This window comes from Pseudoalteromonas sp. H103, from assembly GCF_001469205.1.
Classification (GTDB): Bacteria; Pseudomonadota; Gammaproteobacteria; order Enterobacterales; family Alteromonadaceae; genus Pseudoalteromonas; species Pseudoalteromonas carrageenovora.
Genome location: NZ_LOFG01000016.1, coordinates 151,092 through 171,026 on the forward strand (window position 1 = coordinate 151,092; position 19,935 = coordinate 171,026).

A 19,935-nucleotide genomic window follows, 5' to 3' on the forward strand; every position below is an offset into this window, starting at 1 on the left:
CCTTTAAGAGGATCATATGGCACGTACAACTCCACTTGAGCGCTACCGTAATATCGGCATAGTAGCTCACGTAGATGCAGGCAAAACCACCACAACAGAACGTGTTCTGTTCTACACGGGTCTTTCTCATAAGATCGGTGAAGTACATGATGGCGCCGCAACTATGGATTGGATGGAGCAGGAACAAGAGCGTGGTATCACAATCACTTCTGCTGCAACAACGTGTTTCTGGAAAGGGATGGACGCTCAATTTGACGACCATCGTATCAATATTATTGATACTCCAGGACACGTAGATTTCACTATCGAAGTAGAGCGTTCTTTACGCGTATTAGATGGTGCGGTAGTTGTTCTTTGTGCTTCATCAGGTGTACAGCCGCAAACTGAGACAGTTTGGCGTCAAGCGAACAAATACGAAGTTCCTAGAATGATCTTCGTAAATAAAATGGATCGCACGGGCGCTGACTTCTTAACGGTTGTTAGCCAGGTGAAATCTCGTCTTGGAGCAACGCCTGTTCCAATCCAGTTGCCAATTGGCGCTGAAGACGACTTTAAAGGTGTAATTGACCTTATAAAAATGAAAGCCATTAACTGGAACGAAGCGGACCAGGGTATGACCTTCTCTTATGAGGCAATACCGGCAGAACTTCAAGAGTTAGCTGAAGAATGGCACTCTCATTTAGTTGAAAGTGCAGCTGAAGCCTCTGAAGAACTAATGGATAAGTACTTAGAAGGTGAAGAGTTAAGTGAAGCAGAGATTAAATCTGCTTTACGTCAACGCACATTAGCGAACGAAATTGTTCCCATTACGTGTGGTAGCGCATTTAAAAACAAGGGCGTTCAAGCTGTGCTTGATGGCGTTGTTGAGTACATGCCAGCACCAACACAAGTGAAACAAATCCAAGGTATCTTAGAAAATGGTACTGAGGAAGAACGTCCAGCTGATGATAAAGCGCCGTTTGCTGCACTCGCATTTAAGATTGCAACAGACCCGTTTGTTGGCACTTTAACCTTTTTCCGTGTTTACTCTGGTACTGTTAAACAGGGTGACGCGGTTTATAACCCAGTTAAAAGTAAGCGTGAGCGACTTGGCCGTATCGTACAGATGCATTCAAACTCACGTGAAGAGATCAAAGAAGTTTACGCAGGCGACATCGCGGCAGCTATTGGTCTTAAAGACGTAACAACAGGTGAAACACTGTGTGATCCGAATTCTATTATTACGCTTGAGCGTATGGAATTCCCTGAACCAGTTATCTCTGTTGCGGTTGAGCCTCGCACAATCGCTGACCAAGATAAGATGGGTATCGCGCTAGGTAAACTAGCGGCAGAAGATCCTTCTTTTCGCGTACAAACTGACGAAGAATCAGGCCAGACTATAATCTCTGGCATGGGTGAACTTCACCTAGATATCATTGTCGACCGTATGAAACGTGAATTCAGTGTTGAATGTAACGTTGGTAAGCCGCAGGTTGCCTACCGAGAAGCTATTCGTTCAACTGTTGAAGTTGAAGGGAAGTTTATACGTCAATCAGGTGGTCGTGGTCAATATGGTCACGTCTGGGTTAAACTTGAACCGATGGATATTTCGGATGATGAAGCACCAACTTATGAGTTCGTTAACGAAACGGTAGGTGGTTCTGTTCCTAAAGAATTTATCCCTGCGGTAGACAAAGGTCTCCAAGAGCAAATGTCTCAAGGTGTACTGGCGGGCTACCCATTACTTGGCGTTAAAGCGACTCTATATGATGGTTCATTCCATGATGTAGATTCGAATGAAATGGCATTTAAAGTAGCAGGTTCAATGGCAATGAGAAACGGGGCGCTAGAAGCTGACCCTGTATTATTAGAGCCAATGATGAAGGTTGAAGTAATCACTCCTGACTCAAACATGGGTGATGTAGTTGGCGACCTTAACCGTCGTCGCGGCATGATCGAAGGCATGGAAGATGCAATAGGTGGACTTAAGCAAATTAATGCACAAGTTCCTCTTTCTGAAATGTTTGGTTATGCAACTGCTTTACGATCTGCAACACAGGGCCGTGCCTCATACTCTATGGAGTTTCTGAAGTACGCTGAAGCCTCTAAACAGGTTGCAGATACAATAATTTCAGCTCGCGCTGTAATATGATTTTAGCTTGTCTGGCTCAATAGTGGGTCAGGCTTTAATTTCTTAATTAGGAATTTTTTAAGATGGCAAAAGAAAAGTTTGAACGCGTAAAACCGCATGTAAACGTTGGTACAATCGGCCACGTTGACCACGGTAAAACTACACTAACTGCAGCAATCACTAACGTACTTGCAAAAGTATACGGCGGTGTTGCTAAAGATTTCGCATCAATCGATAACGCTCCAGAAGAGCGCGAGCGTGGTATTACAATCTCAACTTCTCACGTTGAGTACGATACGCCAACTCGTCACTACGCACACGTAGATTGTCCTGGTCACGCCGATTATGTTAAAAACATGATCACTGGTGCTGCTCAAATGGACGGCGCTATCTTAGTAGTAGCTGCGACTGACGGCCCTATGCCACAAACTCGTGAGCACATCCTACTTTCTCGCCAAGTTGGCGTACCTTACATCATCGTATTCATGAACAAATGTGACATGGTTGATGACGAAGAGCTACTTGAGCTAGTAGAAATGGAAGTTCGTGAACTTCTTTCTGAGTACGACTTCCCAGGTGATGATTTACCACTAATTCAAGGTTCTGCACTTAAAGCACTTGAAGGCGAAGAGCAATGGGAAGCTAAAATCGTAGAGCTTGCAGAAGCACTAGATTCTTACATTCCAGAGCCAGAGCGTGACATCGATAAGCCATTCATCATGCCTATCGAAGATGTTTTCTCAATTCAAGGTCGTGGTACAGTTGTAACTGGCCGTGTTGAAGCGGGTATCATCAACGTGAATGACGAAGTTGAAATCGTTGGTATCAAAGAGACTACTAAGTCTACTTGTACTGGTGTTGAAATGTTCCGTAAGCTTCTTGACGAAGGTCGTGCTGGTGAGAACATTGGTGCATTACTACGTGGTACTAAGCGTGAAGACGTTGAACGTGGTCAAGTACTAGCTAAGCCTGGTTCAATCAAGCCACACACTACATTCACTTCAGAAGTATACGTACTTTCTAAAGATGAAGGTGGTCGTCATACTCCATTCTTCAAAGGTTACCGTCCACAGTTCTACTTCCGTACAACTGACGTAACAGGTGACGTACAGTTACCAGATGGCGTAGAAATGGTAATGCCTGGTGATAACGTTAAGATGACAGTAACTCTAATCGCGCCAATCGCGATGGATGAAGGTCTTCGTTTCGCTATCCGTGAAGGTGGCCGTACTGTAGGTGCTGGTGTTGTAGCAACTATCGTAGAGTAATAGTTAACTTTTAAGTTAATTAATACTAAAAAAACCCGAGCTTAGTCTCGGGTTTTTTAATGTCTGAAGAAAAGCGTTTAGTTTTCAGCTATCAGTTATTAGTAAAATGATCTGACCCCGATAATTACTCTACCTGTAGTGCACTTTAATAAACGAATTAATCCCGATTAAAAAAGCTCACAAAGCTAGCCCCTAGATATGTGTATTTGATAAGGTAAAGTGTCACTTATTAAAGGAGTCCTCATGCTAAATAAACGAATATTTACCGCAAAAGAAGTTAGGGATAACGAGGCTCTTGCTGCTAAAAATAGTCATTGTGAGTTATTTACTCTCATGCAGCGCGCAGGGGAGGCTGTATTCAATGTCTGGAAAGAGTTTAATGCTGAGCATACCTTGGTGATTGTGGGACATGGTAATAACGCTGGAGATGGTTATATTACCGCGAGCCTAATTAAGCAAGCGGGTAAGCTGGTGACTTTGTGTGCCGTTAACCCTGAGCAAGCACTAACAGGAGATGCAGCAAAAGCGTCTAACTTGTGGCGTGATGAAGGCTGTGAAGTTAATGCTTATACGAGTGAGTTATTAAACCGTAGTGATTTAATTATAGATGCAATGTTAGGTACTGGGATCACAAGCTCAGTACGCGATAATTTTGCTAAAATTATTAATGAAATTAATGCCTGTAATAAACCTGTATTGAGTATAGATGTGCCTTCAGGTATCAGCGCTGATACTGGCCAACCTTTAGATATTGCTATACAAGCAAGTAAAACAATGACCTTTGTTGGTATTAAGCAGGGGCTGACAACGGCTATAGGTAAACAACATTGCGGGCAGTTAATATTTGACGATCTAAATATTGGAACTGCATTTTTTGAGCTCGCAGCTTCAAGCGGTACACTTATAAATATTAATAGTTTTAAAAAGCTTGGTGCGCGAAGCCAAAATAGTCATAAAGGAACTCATGGCAAACTACTCTGTGTAGGCGGAAATGAAGGTACTGCCGGAGCAATTAGATTAACCAGCGAAGCTGCACTTAGAGCAGGTGCTGGTATGGTAAGAGTATATACACATTCAAGCTCTATAGCGCCTGTAAGCATTGGTAGGCCAGAATTAATGGTAAGCAGTGCCTATTTACAAGAAGCGCTTGAATGGGCTAGCAGTGTGGTAATAGGGCCAGGGCTTGGGCAGGACGAATGGGCACAACAAACGTTCGATGAAGTAATGCAATATTGCCAAAATAATAAAATGCCATTAGTTATAGATGCAGATGCCCTTAACTTACTGGCTAAGCAAGCTTCATCATACATGTTAGAGCGATGTATACTTACGCCACACCCTGGAGAAGCATCAAGGCTATTAAGTACAACGACACAAGAAATTGAGTCTAATAGGTTTGAAAATGCTCGCCTATGTGCAAAGCGTTATAACGCTACGTGCGTATTAAAAGGCGCAGGTACCTTAATTGATAATGCTGAGCACACATGGGTGTGTGAGGACGGCAATCCGGCACTGGCCGTGGGTGGTAGTGGCGATGTACTAACTGGTATTATTGGTGCCTTACTGGCTCAAGGTTTAAATGTTGATGAAGCAGCGCGCTATGGCGTAACACTGCACGCTAAAGCCGGTGATATCGCCAGTGAGCGAGAAGGGCAGCGAGGTATGCTACCCTCAGATTTATTTAAAATAGTTAGAGCGTTAATAAATTAAGCTTTCTATTTCTGTTGAATTAAATCCCACTTATTACCGTATAAATCTTCAAAAACAGCAACCGTCCCGTAAGGTTCATTACGGGGTTGTTCATTAAAGACAACCCCGTTTGCTAACATGTTTTCATAATCACGCCAAAAATCGTTAGTATGTAAAAATAGCCAAACACGACCACCAGCTTGGTTGCCAATGGCACTTACTTGATCTTGTTCAGTGGCTTGAGCAAGTAGTATATGCGTACCATTTGACTGCGGCGGTGTAATTAGCACCCAACGTTTACCTTCACCTAAATCAGTGTCTTCGACTAATTCAAAGCTTAATTTCTTAGTGTAAAATTCAATAGCTTCATCATAATCTTTTACGACTAAAGCAATACTACCAATATGCTGTTTTATACCTGACATAAATAACTCCCTGACTGTGTTGCTGCGCATTTTTACATATCATTGTGTGCTTTGTGTAGGGCTGTAATGTATTTGGAGATTATATTTCTTCATCCGGTGCATCGCCTGAGTCTTCTTTACGTTTTCTTTGCTCTTGCTTCGCCTTTTGTACATTTTCGTAGGTAGGTGGCGGAATAGGCATCAGTGAAATAAGCGGGAAAAACGCTAAGAATAAATAAGCGCCTTTAGACATGCTTTTTCCCCACACTATCATTTTTAACAAAAGCCAAATAATTAAAAGCAGCAATGCCGATACTATGGTTACAAGCACCGCAAAAAAAGTAATTCCATTACTATTAAGTATGTCCATGGTGATGTTTTTTTGCTTACACGTTATTACTACATGGTTGTAAATTAGACAATATCAATAACAAGTGTACTAAAAAGCAAAAAACCAGCCGAAGCTGGTTTTTTATATAAGCAAGGTGCTTAAACGGTGATGCTTATTACATCATGCCGCCCATGCCACCCATTCCGCCCATGCCACCCATATCAGGTGCACCAGCAGATTCATCTTTAGGGATTTCAGCTACCATTGCTTCAGTAGTGATCATTAGACCCGCAATAGACCCTGCAAATTGTAGTGCAGAACGTGTTACTTTAGTTGGATCTAGGATACCCATTTCAATCATGTCGTTGTATTCGCCAGTTGCTGCGTTGTAACCGTAGTTACCTTCGCCGCCTTTAACTGCGTTGATAACAACAGAAGCTTCGTCACCTGCGTTAGTTACGATTTGACGAAGAGGTGCTTCCATCGCACGAAGTGCAACTTTAATACCGTGGTTTTGATCTTCGTTGTCGCCAACAAGAGCAAGTAACTTGCTTGCTGCGCGTACAAGTGCAACACCGCCGCCAGGTACTACGCCTTCTTCAACCGCTGCGCGAGTTGCATGCAATGCATCTTCCACACGGTCTTTTTTCTCTTTCATTTCAATTTCAGTTGCTGCGCCTACTTTGATTACTGCAACACCGCCGGCAAGTTTAGCCATACGCTCTTGTAGTTTCTCTTTGTCGTAGTCTGACGTTGCTTCTTCAATTTGTGCTTTAATTTGAGAAACACGACCGCTAATGCCTTCTTCTTCGCCAGCACCATCGATGATTGTTGTATCATCTTTAGTGATAACAACACGCTTAGCTGTACCTAAGTCTTCAACTGTTGCTTTTTCAAGCTCTAAGCCGATTTCTTCAGAAATAACAGTACCGCCAGTTAACACTGCGATATCTTGTAGCATTGCTTTACGACGATCGCCAAAGCCAGGTGCTTTAACAGCTGATACTTTAACAATACCGCGCATGTTGTTAACTACTAAAGTAGCAAGAGCTTCACCTTCAAGGTCTTCTGCAATAATAAGTAGTGGCTTACTTGCTTTAGCAACGGCTTCAAGCGTTGGTAATAGCTCGCGGATATTCGATATTTTTTTATCTACAAGTAGAATAAATGGGTTATCTAATTCAACTGCGCCTTTTTCAGCGTTGTTGATAAAGTAAGGAGATAAGTAACCACGATCAAACTGCATGCCTTCAACAACATCTAGTTCGTTTTCAAGTGATTGACCTTCTTCAACAGTAATAACACCACTGTTACGGCCTACTTTTTCCATTGCTTCTGCAATGATGTCGCCAATTTCTTTATCAGAGTTAGCTGAAATAGTACCTACCTGTGCGATAGCTTTAGCGTCAGCACAAGGAACTGAAAGTTCTTTAAGCTCTGCAACAGCAGCAATAACTGCTTTGTCGATACCGCGCTTAAGATCCATTGGATTCATGCCTGCTGCAACAGCTTTAAGGCCTTCATTAACAATAGACTGTGCAAGTACTGTAGCGGTAGTTGTACCATCGCCGGCTGCATCATTTGCTTTAGATGCAACTTCTTTAACCATTTGTGCGCCCATGTTTTCAAACTTGTCTTCAAGTTCGATTTCTTTTGCTACAGATACACCATCTTTAGTGATCACTGGAGAGCCAAATGATTTGTCTAGTACAACGTTACGGCCTTTAGGACCTAATGTAACTTTTACTGCGTTTGCCAGGATGTTTACGCCAGTTAGCATTTTAGCGCGTGCGTCACCTGCAAAAAGTACTTCTTTTGCTGCCATGTTTTAAATTCCTCTAAATTCTTAAATGTTTGTTAAACGAAAAGTAGGTTTAGCCTACAATGCCTAAAATATTATCTTCACGCATGATCAGGTACTCTTGACCTTCGATCTTTTCTACTTTTTCAACATATGAGCCAAATAACACAGTGTCACCGGCTTTAACTTCTAAAGCGCGCACGTCACCGTTTTCTAAAACGCGACCATTACCAACGGCAACAACTTCTCCGCGAGTTGATTTTTCAGCTGCAGAGCCAGTTAATACAATACCGCCAGCAGATTTTGTTTCTTCTTCTAGACGTTTAACGATTACGCGATCTTGTAAAGGACGAATGTTCATGTTTTTAGTTCTCCTAACAGTTTCTGAACAGTACAGAAAAAAGCTTTTCTAATTTGCATTCAATAATGGGGGTGGAGTGAAAAATTCCAAGAGAAAAAACGATAAATTTTTAATCTTTTCTTTCATATTCCCCATCAAGAGTTGTTGGTTGTTCCATTTGAGGTTGCTCTTGCTTTGTATGTTGCTGTCCTGCAAATGGTGAGGAACCTTGCTGCATACCCGCACTCATTCTAACCGTTGCTTGGCTAGCAAGGCCTGCAGCTAATTTATTACGAATCGCAGGGGTTAATAATAGTAAGCCAAATACGTCTGTCATAATGCCAGGCGTTAATAGCAATACACCTGCAATAACCACGCAAATTCCTGTAAATAATTCTTTGGCTGGCATTTGGCCTTGCGCCATTTGTGTTTGCACATTTTGTAGTGCGCCCATACCTTGTTGTTTCACCATTTTAGCACCTAAAATCGCGGTTATAACAACCAGTGCGATGGTTGCAAACCCACCTATTACATCGCTTACTTGAATAAGCAAAGCAATTTCAATAATAGGGATGATGATAAACAACACAAATAAAAATCTAAACATAAGGCTCTCTAAATAATGACACTCAAAAGAGTTGATGAAATATAAGTGAGGGTGAGGAGGTCTATTTTCAAGGTTATTGGTTATGTATCGTAACTTTGTAGTTGTTTTAGCGCCTACACATTGAACTTGCTATCGGATACTATGAGGCTAAACAACGTCAAATAAGTAAAGGTTCATTATGAATACGCAATTTAAACTGATTTTTACAACCTGCAAAGATGAGCCAGAAGCTCGCGCACTGGCAAGAGCGTTGGTAGAGAAAAAGCTAGCTGCATGTGTAAATGTTTTACCAAATATAGGTTCAATATACATGTGGGAAGGCGAAATCGCCGAAGCGACAGAAACAAAGTTACTGATCAAAACCAAGTTAGATAAAATGAACGATGTTTTTTTAACTATAAAAGAACTTCATAGCTATGAAGTGCCAGAGATTCAGGTTGTAGAAGTCTCAACAGGTAATTTGGCGTATTTTAATTGGATGGATGAGGTACTGAATTAATGCGTTTTTTCTTTTTATTGCTGGTAACGTTATTAACGCTTCCTGTAAAAGCGGAAAATAATAATCTACTCGGTGATTTACTTGGGCCGCCTCAGCAAACATTTTTACCTGTAGAACAAGCATTTGTATTTGACTTTGACCAGCAAGGAAGCACATTGTTTGTTGGTTGGGATATTGCGCCAGACTACTACCTATATAAAAAGAAAATAGAAATTATCGCCAAGGGAGCCAACATTCAAGTAGGCGACTCTGGCAGTGGCGAAATTATTGAAGATGAGTTTTTTGGTAAAACTGAAGTATTTTTTAATGCTGTAAGTGTTGTAAGCAAACTGAGTGATATTACTGAAGGGGCTATAGTTAAGGTACGTTACCAAGGCTGTGCTAAAGCAGGGCTTTGTTACCCGCCAGAAGTAATAAGTATTCCGCTTAGTGTGATTAATGCAGAAGAGCCTAAAAATATTAATCAAACTAATTCGAATGATGTAGCTACAGCACAAAGTACATTTGCAGCACTTAATGAAAAGCCTACTGAGCTTGTAAAAGTAAATTTTAATGAGCCAGAAAAAGAGCTTTCGTTTACTGAGCAATTAGCAAGTCAGAGCCTAATTACTAATTTATTGATATTTTTTGTAGTGGGTGTGGGGCTAGCATTTACACCGTGCGTTTTCCCTATGTTTCCTATTTTGTCGAGTTTAATTGCAGGGCAACAAAATCTTTCCACTAAAAAAGCGTTTGCTTTATCGTTTGTGTATATACAAGGTATGGCAGTAACTTATGCGGCGCTTGGGCTTGTTGTTGCGGCTTTAGGTGGGCAAGTTCAAGGTTACTTACAACATCCGTTTGTACTTATTAGCTTTAGTTTATTGTTTGTATTATTAGCGATGTCGATGTTTGGCTGGTACGAAATAAAACTACCAAGCAGCATGATGAGCAAGTTAACCCAAGTAAGTAACAACCAAAAAGGCGGCAATTACGTTGGCGTATTTTTAATGGGGGTTTTGTCGGGATTAATAGCATCTCCATGTACTACAGCACCATTGTCGGCAGCTTTATTATTTGTAGCGCAAAGCGGTGATTACCTAGTTGGTGGTTTAACGCTTTATGTATTAAGCCTTGGAATGGGTTTACCGTTATTATTATTAGGTACATCTGGTGGCAAGTTACTTCCAAAAGCCGGCGGTTGGATGGAGCAAGTTAAAACTTTGTTTGGTTTTATAATGCTTGTAGTGCCACTTATTTTATTAGAGCGCATAGTAGATGCTGATATTATTTTACTCATGGCAGGGCTACTTGCTTTAGCAACTGCGTTGTATTTACATTATTGGCAAAGCGCTCAGGCACAAAGTAAGTTAAAAACAGTATTATGGTTTAGTGCCATTTTGCTTGCTTTAACCGGGTTTACACTTACTAAAAACTATATTTTGCCGCAGCAAAATCAAACTACTCATTTTAACACTCAAACTAATGAGTTTAAAAAGGTAGCTGATTTAGCTGAGCTAAAAGAAGCTGTAGCGCAAGCTAGCGATGAAGGCCGAATGGTTATGGTCGACTTATATGCAGACTGGTGCGTGGCATGTAAAGAGTTTGAGCATTACACATTTCCCGACGCAAAAGTACAAAGTGAGTTTAATCACTTTCAGCTCATTCAGGTTGATCTAACAAGCAGCAATAACAGCACAATTGAGTTGATGGAAGAGTACACTGTGTTTGGTTTACCCAGTATTTTGTTTTTTAATACCCAGGGCGAAGAGCTAAGTACACAACGTGTAACTGGCTTTTTAAATGCTGATGATTTTGCCACTCACTTAGCTGCAGTGCGCGCCAGCGCACAATAATAGTGCAATTAAGCCGCTTATATAAACTAAGCGGCTTACGATATCCTTTCTGAATGTTTGTTCCCATCATAGAGATTAGACCAGTATTTTGCTGCTATTTACATCGAACTCACTATAATAGTTGGTTAACGTGAGAAATTGTTGCTATCTTGGTTTTTTACACAGATGTTATAGTGAAAAATCGTTAGTAACCGCTTAACTCATTACTTATAGGATATATCGCGTATTATGGCTACAAAATTTAACCTTTTGGTTATAAATGGTCCAAATTTAAACATGCTGGGCAAACGTGAACCGGATAAATACGGTTTTCAAACGCTAAGTGAAATTATGAGCGAACTATCAAGTGCCGCTGATAGTCTAGATGTTGAGTTAACGCATTTTCAAAGTAATAGTGAGCAAGCGCTCATTGAACGAATACACAGTGCTTGGCAAGCGGTTGATTACATAATAATTAACCCAGCTGCATTTACGCATACAAGCGTCGCATTACGTGATGCATTGCTAAGTGTTGATATTCCGTTTTTTGAAGTGCACTTAAGTAATGTGCACGCACGTGAAGCATTTCGTCATCATTCTTATTTTTCTGATGTGGCGCAAGGCGTGATATGTGGATTAGGCGCAATGGGTTACCACGCAGCATTAAATTGTGCAGTGAGCCGGTTGCAAAACTCGATTTAATTTAAATTAACACACAAAGTAACAGGCGGGTCGTATAATGGATATTCGCAAGATAAAAAAACTTATCGAATTAGTAGAAGAATCAGGTATTGCTGAGCTAGAAATCACTGAAGGTGAAGAATCAGTACGTATTAATCGCAATAACATGAGCGCAGGCCCAGGTTACGCACAATTTGCTCCACAGCAATATGCACCAGCGCCAGCAGCACCTGTTGCCGCAGCGGCTCCTGTAGCAGTTGAGGCTGATGCAGCTCCAACAGCCCCTACGGGTCACCAAGTTAAATCACCTATGGTTGGTTCTTTTTACTCTGCTGCATCTCCAGAAGCGCCAGCATATGTAGAAGTGGGCTCACAAGTTAAAGTGGGTGACACGCTTTGTATTATTGAAGCTATGAAAATGATGAACCAAATTGAAGCAGATAAAGCAGGTACTGTTAAAGCTATCCTAGCTGAAAATGGCGAGCCAATAGAATTTGATCAACCTCTATTCATCATTGAATAATAGCGCAACCTAAAAGGCCAACTCTAATGTTAGATAAAGTAGTCATAGCAAACCGAGGTGAAATTGCACTTCGTATATTGCGCGCCTGCAAAGAGCTTGGGATCAAAACGGTTGCTGTGCATTCAACGGCAGATCGCGATCTTAAGCATGTATTGCTTGCAGATGAAACCATCTGTATTGGTAAACCATCAGCAACTGAAAGTTATTTAGATATTCCGCGCATTATTGCTGCGGCAGAAATAACAGACGCAGTAGCGATTCACCCAGGTTATGGTTTCCTTGCTGAAAATGCTGATTTTGCCGACCAAGTTGAGCAAAGTGGCTTTGTATTTATTGGTCCTAAAGGCGATACGATTCGCTTAATGGGCGATAAAGTTTCTGCTATTGCTGCAATGCGAAAAGCGGGTGTTCCGTGTGTACCAGGCTCTGATGGCCCTGTATCGGATGATAAAGAACGCAACATGCAAATTGCTAAGCGTATCGGTTACCCGGTAATTATTAAAGCCGCTGGTGGCGGTGGTGGCCGTGGTATGCGTGTAGTACGCAGCGAAGCTGAACTAATTGATTCAATTTCATTGACTCAACAAGAAGCTAAGCAGTTCTTTGGTAATGGTATGGTTTACATGGAAAAATTCCTTGAAAACCCACGTCATATCGAAGTTCAAGTACTTGCAGATGGTCAAGGTAATGCTGTGCATTTAGGTGAGCGCGATTGCTCTATGCAACGTCGTCACCAAAAAGTAGTTGAAGAAGCTCCTGCGCCAGGCATTACTGCTGAAACGCGTAAATTTATTGGTGAACGCTGTACTCGAGCATGTATCGAAATTGGATACCGTGGTGCAGGTACGTTTGAGTTTTTATACGAAAACGGCGAGTTTTACTTCATCGAAATGAATACTCGTATTCAAGTAGAGCACCCGGTAACTGAGATGGTTACTGGTATCGACTTGGTTAAAGAGCAGTTAAAAATTGCTGCGGGTCAGCCATTATCTTTCACTCAAGATGACGTGGTTATTCGCGGACATGCTGTTGAGTGTCGTATTAATGCTGAGGATCCTGAAACGTTTATTCCTTCACCGGGTAAAATTACACGTTTTCACCCGGCGGGTGGTTTAGGTATTCGTTGGGACAGCCATATTTACGCTGACTACACAGTACCACCACATTACGATTCAATGGTTGGTAAGTTAATCACTTACGGCGAAAACCGTGATGTTGCTATAGCACGTGCACGTAATGCACTTAACGAGCTAGTGATTGACGGAATTAAAACTAATACTCCTTTGCATAAACGCATTCTTGCAGATGAGAACTTCCAAAATGGTGGAACTAATATCCACTACCTTGAGAAGAAATTAGGATTATAATTCCTCTGTTTTTAAAAAACCGGCTTAGGCCGGTTTTTTTATGTCTAAAACTGCAATTTATCGCCTTAAATAAATATTCTGGTATGATTAGCAAACATGCGCTTTTAAGTAAATTTTTGAGGTAGTAATGACGCGTAGTTTCCAATCTCACTTAAATGATGAAATAGCCACAGTAGCAATGGGTAACCAAGTTGCTGATATTATAGAGCAAGGTGCGGTTATATATTTACATGGTGATTTAGGTGCTGGTAAAACAACATTTACGCGAGGTGTGGTACAAGGTTTTGGCCATACAGGTAAGGTTAAAAGCCCAACATATACACTAGTAGAACCATACGAACTTGAGCGAGCCAATGTTTATCACTTTGATTTATATCGTTTAGGTGACCCTGAAGAACTTGAATATATGGGAATACGAGATTACTTTTCAGCTGATGCAATATGTGTAGTTGAATGGCCTGAAAAAGGTGGAGAATTTATTCCTGTGCCTGATTTAGATATTACTCTAAGCTATGTAGGCGATGAGCGAAAAATTGTTATTAATAGTGCAAGTGAGCGCGGTGTAGCAATTGTCGAAAAACTAAATAGCTAACATACAAAAGCTAGCTCTTATAATAAAAATAGTTAAGGCAGTGGTTATTAAAATGACTCGAGGTATAACTAAATTATTTCTTACTCTCATGGTATTAGCTGTGAGTTTGCCGCTGTGGGCGCAAAATACTATTAATAGTGCGCGAGTGTGGCCATCACCAGATAGCACTCGCGTTGTATTTGATCTAGATGAAAAGCCAGATTTTAGCTACTTTATGCTTAAAAATCCGAGCCGTTTAGTCGTTGACTTAGAAAATACAAAAGAGCTAAAAATACTGCCAGGCGTTCCGCCAAAGCATCAAATTGTTAGTAAGCTGCGCTATTCCAAACCTAAAAACAAAAAAAGCGTTCGGTTAGTGTTCGAGCTAAGCTCTGCGGTCAAACCGGTTATTTTTGCACTAGCCCCCGCTGGCCCTTATAAAAATAGGTTAGTTGTAGATTTATATAATAAGGCTCAAAAGCAAGCCGTTGCGTCACCTGCGCAAACAGCGGCTAAAAATCGTCAGCTAAGCCAAGAACGCGATATCGTTATTGCTATTGATGCAGGCCATGGCGGTGAAGACCCAGGATCTATTGGTCCTTCGGGTACATATGAAAAAACAGTTACTTTGCAAATTGCCAAGCGTTTAGAGCGCATGATAGATGGCGAGCGGGGAATGATTTCGCGCATGGTGCGAAGTGGTGACTACTTTGTAAAACTAAATACACGTACTAATCGTGCGCGCGAAAAAAAGGCTGACTTTTTTGTTTCTATTCATGCTGATGCATTTACCAGCCCCGGGCCTAATGGCGCTTCTGTATGGGTTTTATCGTTACGTAGAGCTAATTCTGAAATAGGTAAATGGATAGAAGATAAAGAAAAGCACTCTGAACTTTTAGGGGGGGCTGCAGATGTAATTAAAGATGCTGCCAACGAAAAGTACTTAGCGCAAGCATTGCTTGATATGTCGATGGATCACTCAATGAAGACCGGTTTAAGCGTTGCCGATGAAGTAGTTAAAGAGCTTAAAAAGGTAGCTAAACTACATAAAAAAGACCCTCAACATGCCAGTCTCGCTGTTTTAAAGTCGCCTGACATTCCTTCTATTTTAGTTGAGACCGGGTTTATATCTAATCCAAGAGAAGAACGTATGCTTAAAAGCGCTAATCATCAAGAGCGTTTAGCAAAGGCGATATTTACGTCTATTAAAAATTATTATTTAAAAAACCCGCCTGATGATTCGTTATTTGCAAAGCTTAAATCGCAATACCCTACTAAGCACAAAGTACGCCCAGGTGAATCTTTAAGTATGCTTGCAAGTCGGTATGGCGTAACTGTAAGTAAATTAAAGCAAGCTAATAAACTTAGCTCAAATACGCTGTTTATTGGTCAAGAGCTTGATATACCTCAAAGTTAAACCTTTAGAAAAATTTTGTTAGGACGTTCATGAGTATTGAAATATTACCCGCGCGTTTAGCGAACCAGATTGCCGCTGGCGAAGTGGTAGAGCGCCCTGCGTCGGTAGTAAAAGAATTAGTAGAAAACAGCTTAGATGCTGGTGCAACGCGTATTCAAATAGATATTGATCGCGGCGGCCACAAGCTTATTCGTATTCGTGATAACGGCTCGGGTATAGGTAAAGATGAATTAACACTTGCGCTTTCTCGCCACGCAACCAGTAAATTAAAGTCACTCGATGATTTAGAAAACATATGCTCATTGGGATTTAGAGGCGAAGCGCTTGCATCAATTAGCTCTGTATCGCGATTAACGCTTAGCTCCAAACCTAAAGAGCAAGAAGCAGCGTGGCAAGCGTTTGCAGAAGGCCGCGATATGGCGGTGCAAGTTAAGCCTGTTGCCCACCCCGATGGAACAACAATTGAGGTTAAAGATTTATTTTTTAATACTCCTGCTCGTCGTAAATTTTTGCGCACTGAAAAAACCGAATTTAGCCACATTGATGAGCTTATAAAACGTATTGCGCTGAGTCGCTTTGATGTATCTATAACGCTAACTCATAATCAAAAAGTAGTGAGGCAATATCGTGCTAAAACAGACCCAGCTCAGGCTATTACTCGTGTTGCGCAAGTAGCTGGCAAAGCATTTGCAGAGCATGGTTTGCATATTCAATCGGGTGAGGGCGGCTTGCAATTGCATGGCTGGGTATTACCTGTCGGGTCAGCTAATACAACGCAGTACACATATGTAAATAATCGAATGATGCGCGATAAGCTTATATTGCATGCTATACGCCAAGCATTTGAAGAAGTGAGCGGTGCACAAGAGCTACCTGGTTTTGTTATTTATATTGATATAGACCCTAGGCAAGTCGATGTAAATGTACATCCTGCAAAGCACGAAGTGCGTTTTCATCAGGGGCGCTTAGTACACGACTTTATTTTACAAGCAATTAAACAAGTTGTAGTGCCTCTACAAGGTGAGTTTGTTAGTGAAGCAATAGACAATTCGCAGCAAGCTATGACAGCTGGTGCTGAGCCTTTGTATAAGGGTAATGAAGCAGCGCAATTTACAGGTGCTTTTGATTACCCAAAATCGCAATTACAGCCATCTAACTCCGGCTTTGGTGGCGTTTCTGCTTCACGTTCTTCAAGCGGTGGGAGTGGTAATGCTTATCGTAGCAATGAGACTGCTAATCATCACGACGTAAATGCGTTTTACCAAGGTGTAAGTGAGCAACATGCTGCACATTTTGATAATGTGACAAGTTCCTCAAGCCATGCTTTAAATAGTGAACAAGCGGCAAAGCTAAACGAAGTTGCAATAATAAGTGTAACCGAAGGTGTATGCGTGTTTAGTTTACAGCAGCAACTTTATTGCTCGCATTTTAAATATGCACTACCTGATGATTGGCATAATCAAATAAGAGAGCTTGGTAGCCTTGAAGGTAAAGCTCTTTTATTACCTGTAAGGGTTAATTTATCAAAAGAAGATTGTGTGATAATAGCAGCGCAACAATCGTGGTTTACCTTACTTGGCTTTGAACTTGTTATAGAAAAACAATTTGTTATGGTAAAAAAATTGCCTGCTTGTTTGTATTTGCTTGATGTATCAAATGCAATTGAGCACTTACTGAGTGCATGTAAGTCACAGTTTGAAAATATTGAAAGCTGGCTTGCATGGCAATTAAAGAGCGTACCTGCTCGCTTTTATTCAAGCAATGTATTTTTAGAACAACAAATTCGCTTACAAAATAATCCGCAAACAATTGAACGTTTACAAGAAAAAGCAGTTAAAATAGAGCTAAATAGCTATTTAACGCAATTAGACTAAGGTGTTCGTGTTGAGTAATTTACCGGTCATATTTTTAATGGGCCCAACCGCTGCTGGAAAAACAGCATTGGCAATTTCGTTGTGTGAGCATTTAAATACTGAAATTATCAGCGTCGATTCAGCGTTAGTGTATAAAGGTATGGATATTGGCACCGCAAAACCGGACGCTGAAGAACTCGCTCGTGCTCCGCATCATTTAATTGATTTGCTTGATCCGAGCGAAACCTACTCGGTGGCTGATTTTAGACGAGATGCAGTACAAAAAATTGATGAATTTCATCAACAAGGTAAAGTACCTGTACTTGTAGGCGGTACAATGATGTACTTTAAGGCGCTAATTGATGGTTTATCGCCATTACCAGAAGCTGATGCAACTATTCGAGCAGAACTTGAAGCGCAAGCTAATGAACATGGCTGGCCTCATTTATATAAAGAATTAGTTAAAGTTGACCCGCAAGCAGCCGAAAAAATAAGTGAGAATGATTCACAAAGAATTAATCGGGCTCTAGAGGTTTACCGTATAACAGGTAAAACAATGACTGAGTTGCAAAAGCAAAAGCAGCCAGCTTTACCTTATACTTTTCATCAATTTGCTATTGCGCCACAGCAGCGCTGCGAATTACATAGCAGAATTGAAGAAAGGTTTAAAATAATGATTGATCAGGGGTTTGAAAATGAAGTTTCGACCCTATATCTACGTAAGGATTTACACCCCAATATGCCTTCTATTCGTTGTGTAGGTTATAGACAAATGTGGGATTACCTTGCGGGTGAAACAAACCATGATGAAATGGTTTTTCGCGGCATCGCAGCAACGCGTCAATTGGCAAAGCGTCAGTTAACGTGGCTACGCAGTTGGCCTGATGTTACTTGGTTAACAACAGGTGATGAAGAAAACTTGCATCGTGTAGTAAGTTCGCTAAGCTAGTAGTAGTTGAAGATTATTTAGTTTAATCAAATAAGTTCAGCCACTTAATTATAATAACACCTAGAACGAAGGAACAATAACATGGCAAAAGGCCAATCGTTACAAGACCCATTTTTGAATGCACTACGTCGTGAGCGCATTCCAGTATCAATCTTTTTGGTAAATGGCATAAAATTACAAGGTAAAATTCAGTCATTTGACCAATTTGTTATTTTACTTGAAAACACCGTAAACCAAATGGTGTATAAGCATGCAATTTCAACAGTTGTACCTGCTCGCGCAGTCAACTTCCAAGGTGTTCAAGGGGATGAGAGCACTGAAGAACCAGAAGCTGGAAACTTTTAATTAGGAGCGTAATGCTTGTTTGACCGCTATGAATCCGGCGAACAGGCAATTTTAGTACATATCGACTTACCTAAAGATGGCGATCGTGAAGATCTTCATGAATTGGAAATGTTGGTATCTTCTGCTGGTGTTAGTAGTTTGGCGGTTGTGCAAGGCAGCCGTCAAGCACCACATCCGAAACTATTCGTCGGTACCGGTAAAGCAGAAGAAATAGCTGAAATTGTCAAAATCCACAATGCAGATGTCGTCATATTTAATCATCAATTAAGTCCGTCTCAGGAACGCAATTTAGAGCGCGTTTGCCAATGCCGTGTACTTGATAGAACGACACTTATTCTTGATATTTTTGCCCAAAGAGCCCGTACTCACGAAGGTAAGCTTCAAGTTGAGCTTGCTCAATTACGCCATATGTCAACCCGACTTATTCGTGGTTGGACTCACCTTGAAAGACAAAAAGGTGGTATAGGTTTACGCGGACCAGGTGAAACTCAGTTAGAAACAGATAGACGCTTATTACGTGCGAGAATTAAAAACATTCGCGCTCGATTGGCAAAAGTAGCTGTACAACGTGAGCAGGGCAGACGTGCGCGTACGCGCAATGAAATTCCGACTGTGTCGTTGGTTGGTTACACTAATGCGGGTAAATCAACGCTATTTAATCGAATCACCGATTCTGACGTGTATGCAGCTGATCAATTGTTTGCAACACTGGACCCAACACTACGTAAGCTTGATATAGGCGATGTAGGCTCAGTAATTTTAGCTGATACAGTGGGATTTATACGCCATTTACCACATGATTTAGTCGCTGCCTTTAAAGCAACACTTACCGAAACGCGAGAGGCCGACTTACAGTTACATGTTATTGATGTGGCAGACCCTCGTCGTAAAGAAAATATTGAACAAGTTCAGTCGGTGCTTAAAGAAATTGAAGCCGATGAAGTTCCTCAATTACTTATTTACAATAAAATTGACGCACTTGATGATGTTAGTCCGAGAATTGATCGGGATGACGAAGGGCAGCCTATAAGAGTATGGTTGTCTGCACAAACAGGTGAAGGATGTGAGTTACTAAGTGAGGCGATTAGCGACTTATTAGCTAAGCAAATGTTTAGTGAAACGTTATTGCTAGCCCCTATGTACGGACGCTTAAGAGCTTCATTATTTACGCTAAATGCGGTGCATGAAGAGCGTTTTGATGAGCAGGGTAATTGGCTTTTAGATGTCAGAATGCCAATGGTTGAGTGGAATCGTTTAATCAAAGAATTTGGTCCTGAAATTGCTGGTTTTATCAACCGTAATTAAAAATTGACGTATAAACGTCGGTTTTAGTATGAGAAACGCGGTAGATTTGTTAGATTTAACA

19 protein-coding genes are annotated in these 19,935 nt (G+C 41.1%); 14 read left to right on the forward strand and 5 right to left on the reverse strand.

Translation table 11 applies throughout. From position 1 onward, the window contains the following. Nucleotides 1-16 precede the first annotated feature (16 nt). The 3 genes from fusA to ATS74_RS12875 all read left to right on the forward strand — a co-directional run bounded on the left by fusA (nt 17) and on the right by ATS74_RS12875 (nt 5,088). Entirely contained in the window at nt 17-2,131 is a 2,115-nt protein-coding gene (gene fusA, locus ATS74_RS12865; RefSeq protein WP_058549286.1) for an elongation factor G, read from the forward strand. A gap of 62 nt (nt 2,132-2,193) precedes the next feature. After that, complete coding sequence (tuf, locus tag ATS74_RS12870) at nt 2,194-3,378, forward strand: elongation factor Tu (protein WP_058548756.1); 1,185 nt, start codon at nt 2,194-2,196, stop codon at nt 3,376-3,378. 243 nt (nt 3,379-3,621) lie between these two features. Further along, nucleotides 3,622-5,088 carry an NAD(P)H-hydrate dehydratase gene (locus tag ATS74_RS12875; protein WP_058549287.1) on the forward strand — a complete coding sequence of 489 codons (1,467 nt, stop codon included), beginning with the start codon at nt 3,622-3,624 and terminating at the stop codon, nt 5,086-5,088. Between the two features lie 5 nt (nt 5,089-5,093). Here the strand turns inward: ATS74_RS12875 and ATS74_RS12880 are convergent, their stop codons facing one another. The 5 genes from ATS74_RS12880 to ATS74_RS12900 all read right to left on the reverse strand — a co-directional run bounded on the left by ATS74_RS12880 (nt 5,094) and on the right by ATS74_RS12900 (nt 8,550). Beyond that, nucleotides 5,094-5,492: a VOC family protein gene (locus ATS74_RS12880; protein ID WP_058549288.1), complete on the reverse strand. Its 399-nt coding sequence runs from the start codon at nt 5,490-5,492 to the stop codon at nt 5,094-5,096. Nucleotides 5,493-5,571: 79 nt separating this feature from the next. Then, nucleotides 5,572-5,841: a hypothetical protein gene (locus ATS74_RS20030; protein ID WP_058549289.1), complete on the reverse strand. Its 270-nt coding sequence runs from the start codon at nt 5,839-5,841 to the stop codon at nt 5,572-5,574. A 136-nt stretch (nt 5,842-5,977) separates the two neighbouring features. After that, nucleotides 5,978-7,627 carry a chaperonin GroEL gene (groL, locus tag ATS74_RS12890; RefSeq protein ID WP_058549290.1) on the reverse strand — a complete coding sequence of 550 codons (1,650 nt, stop codon included), beginning with the start codon at nt 7,625-7,627 and terminating at the stop codon, nt 5,978-5,980. A 49-nt stretch (nt 7,628-7,676) separates the two neighbouring features. Then, entirely contained in the window at nt 7,677-7,964 is a 288-nt protein-coding gene (locus tag ATS74_RS12895; RefSeq protein WP_007580032.1) for a co-chaperone GroES, read from the reverse strand. Between the two features lie 109 nt (nt 7,965-8,073). Next, complete coding sequence (locus ATS74_RS12900; RefSeq protein WP_058549291.1) at nt 8,074-8,550, reverse strand: FxsA family protein; 477 nt, start codon at nt 8,548-8,550, stop codon at nt 8,074-8,076. Nucleotides 8,551-8,728: 178 nt separating this feature from the next. Here ATS74_RS12900 and cutA point away from each other — a divergent pair, with 178 nt between their 5' ends. From cutA to hflX, 11 genes are all read left to right on the forward strand, one after another. Further along, complete coding sequence (gene cutA, locus ATS74_RS12905; RefSeq protein WP_058549292.1) at nt 8,729-9,049, forward strand: divalent-cation tolerance protein CutA; 321 nt, start codon at nt 8,729-8,731, stop codon at nt 9,047-9,049. Then, on the forward strand, nt 9,049-10,884 hold the full coding sequence (locus ATS74_RS12910) for a protein-disulfide reductase DsbD (protein WP_058549293.1): 1,836 nt from the start codon (nt 9,049-9,051) through the stop codon (nt 10,882-10,884). Before cutA ends, ATS74_RS12910 begins: the two co-directional genes overlap by 1 nt. 228 nt (nt 10,885-11,112) lie before the next feature. Further along, nucleotides 11,113-11,565: a type II 3-dehydroquinate dehydratase gene (gene aroQ, locus ATS74_RS12915; protein WP_058549294.1), complete on the forward strand. Its 453-nt coding sequence runs from the start codon at nt 11,113-11,115 to the stop codon at nt 11,563-11,565. Nucleotides 11,566-11,602: 37 nt separating this feature from the next. Beyond that, complete coding sequence (gene accB / locus ATS74_RS12920) at nt 11,603-12,067, forward strand: acetyl-CoA carboxylase biotin carboxyl carrier protein (protein WP_058549295.1); 465 nt, start codon at nt 11,603-11,605, stop codon at nt 12,065-12,067. A 26-nt stretch (nt 12,068-12,093) separates the two neighbouring features. Next, on the forward strand, nt 12,094-13,434 hold the full coding sequence (gene accC / locus ATS74_RS12925) for an acetyl-CoA carboxylase biotin carboxylase subunit (RefSeq protein WP_058549296.1): 1,341 nt from the start codon (nt 12,094-12,096) through the stop codon (nt 13,432-13,434). 127 nt (nt 13,435-13,561) lie between these two features. Beyond that, nucleotides 13,562-14,026 carry a tRNA (adenosine(37)-N6)-threonylcarbamoyltransferase complex ATPase subunit type 1 TsaE gene (gene tsaE, locus ATS74_RS12930; protein ID WP_058549297.1) on the forward strand — a complete coding sequence of 155 codons (465 nt, stop codon included), beginning with the start codon at nt 13,562-13,564 and terminating at the stop codon, nt 14,024-14,026. Between the two features lie 52 nt (nt 14,027-14,078). Then, nucleotides 14,079-15,422: an N-acetylmuramoyl-L-alanine amidase gene (locus tag ATS74_RS12935; protein ID WP_058549298.1), complete on the forward strand. Its 1,344-nt coding sequence runs from the start codon at nt 14,079-14,081 to the stop codon at nt 15,420-15,422. Between the two features lie 29 nt (nt 15,423-15,451). Continuing rightward, nucleotides 15,452-17,296 carry a DNA mismatch repair endonuclease MutL gene (gene mutL / locus ATS74_RS12940; protein WP_058549299.1) on the forward strand — a complete coding sequence of 615 codons (1,845 nt, stop codon included), beginning with the start codon at nt 15,452-15,454 and terminating at the stop codon, nt 17,294-17,296. 10 nt (nt 17,297-17,306) lie between these two features. Then, complete coding sequence (gene miaA, locus ATS74_RS12945; protein WP_082660595.1) at nt 17,307-18,224, forward strand: tRNA (adenosine(37)-N6)-dimethylallyltransferase MiaA; 918 nt, start codon at nt 17,307-17,309, stop codon at nt 18,222-18,224. 81 nt (nt 18,225-18,305) lie between these two features. After that, the gene (gene hfq / locus ATS74_RS12950; protein WP_007375939.1) at nt 18,306-18,569 is read left to right on the forward strand and encodes an RNA chaperone Hfq; all 264 of its coding nucleotides are present in this window, start codon (nt 18,306-18,308) and stop codon (nt 18,567-18,569) included. 15 nt (nt 18,570-18,584) lie between these two features. Continuing rightward, nucleotides 18,585-19,874, forward strand: a complete 1,290-nt coding sequence (gene hflX, locus ATS74_RS12955) for a ribosome rescue GTPase HflX (RefSeq protein ID WP_058549301.1) — start codon at nt 18,585-18,587, stop codon at nt 19,872-19,874. The last annotated feature ends 61 nt before the right edge of the window (nt 19,875-19,935 follow it).

Coding starts and splice junctions, on each gene's coding strand:
- ATS74_RS20030 (WP_058549289.1), bottom strand. CDS start 5,841: ATGGACATACTTAATAGTAATGGAATTACTTTTTTTGCGGTGCTTGTA.
- aroQ (WP_058549294.1), top strand. CDS start 11,113: ATGGCTACAAAATTTAACCTTTTGGTTATAAATGGTCCAAATTTAAAC.
- ATS74_RS12880 (WP_058549288.1), bottom strand. CDS start 5,492: ATGTCAGGTATAAAACAGCATATTGGTAGTATTGCTTTAGTCGTAAAA.
- accB (WP_058549295.1), top strand. CDS start 11,603: ATGGATATTCGCAAGATAAAAAAACTTATCGAATTAGTAGAAGAATCA.
- groL (WP_058549290.1), bottom strand. CDS start 7,627: ATGGCAGCAAAAGAAGTACTTTTTGCAGGTGACGCACGCGCTAAAATG.
- ATS74_RS12910 (WP_058549293.1), top strand. CDS start 9,049: ATGCGTTTTTTCTTTTTATTGCTGGTAACGTTATTAACGCTTCCTGTA.
- accC (WP_058549296.1), top strand. CDS start 12,094: ATGTTAGATAAAGTAGTCATAGCAAACCGAGGTGAAATTGCACTTCGT.
- fusA (WP_058549286.1), top strand. CDS start 17: ATGGCACGTACAACTCCACTTGAGCGCTACCGTAATATCGGCATAGTA.
- hfq (WP_007375939.1), top strand. CDS start 18,306: ATGGCAAAAGGCCAATCGTTACAAGACCCATTTTTGAATGCACTACGT.
- tuf (WP_058548756.1), top strand. CDS start 2,194: ATGGCAAAAGAAAAGTTTGAACGCGTAAAACCGCATGTAAACGTTGGT.
- ATS74_RS12875 (WP_058549287.1), top strand. CDS start 3,622: ATGCTAAATAAACGAATATTTACCGCAAAAGAAGTTAGGGATAACGAG.
- cutA (WP_058549292.1), top strand. CDS start 8,729: ATGAATACGCAATTTAAACTGATTTTTACAACCTGCAAAGATGAGCCA.
- ATS74_RS12900 (WP_058549291.1), bottom strand. CDS start 8,550: ATGTTTAGATTTTTATTTGTGTTGTTTATCATCATCCCTATTATTGAA.
- ATS74_RS12935 (WP_058549298.1), top strand. CDS start 14,079: ATGACTCGAGGTATAACTAAATTATTTCTTACTCTCATGGTATTAGCT.
- mutL (WP_058549299.1), top strand. CDS start 15,452: ATGAGTATTGAAATATTACCCGCGCGTTTAGCGAACCAGATTGCCGCT.
- tsaE (WP_058549297.1), top strand. CDS start 13,562: ATGACGCGTAGTTTCCAATCTCACTTAAATGATGAAATAGCCACAGTA.
- ATS74_RS12895 (WP_007580032.1), bottom strand. CDS start 7,964: ATGAACATTCGTCCTTTACAAGATCGCGTAATCGTTAAACGTCTAGAA.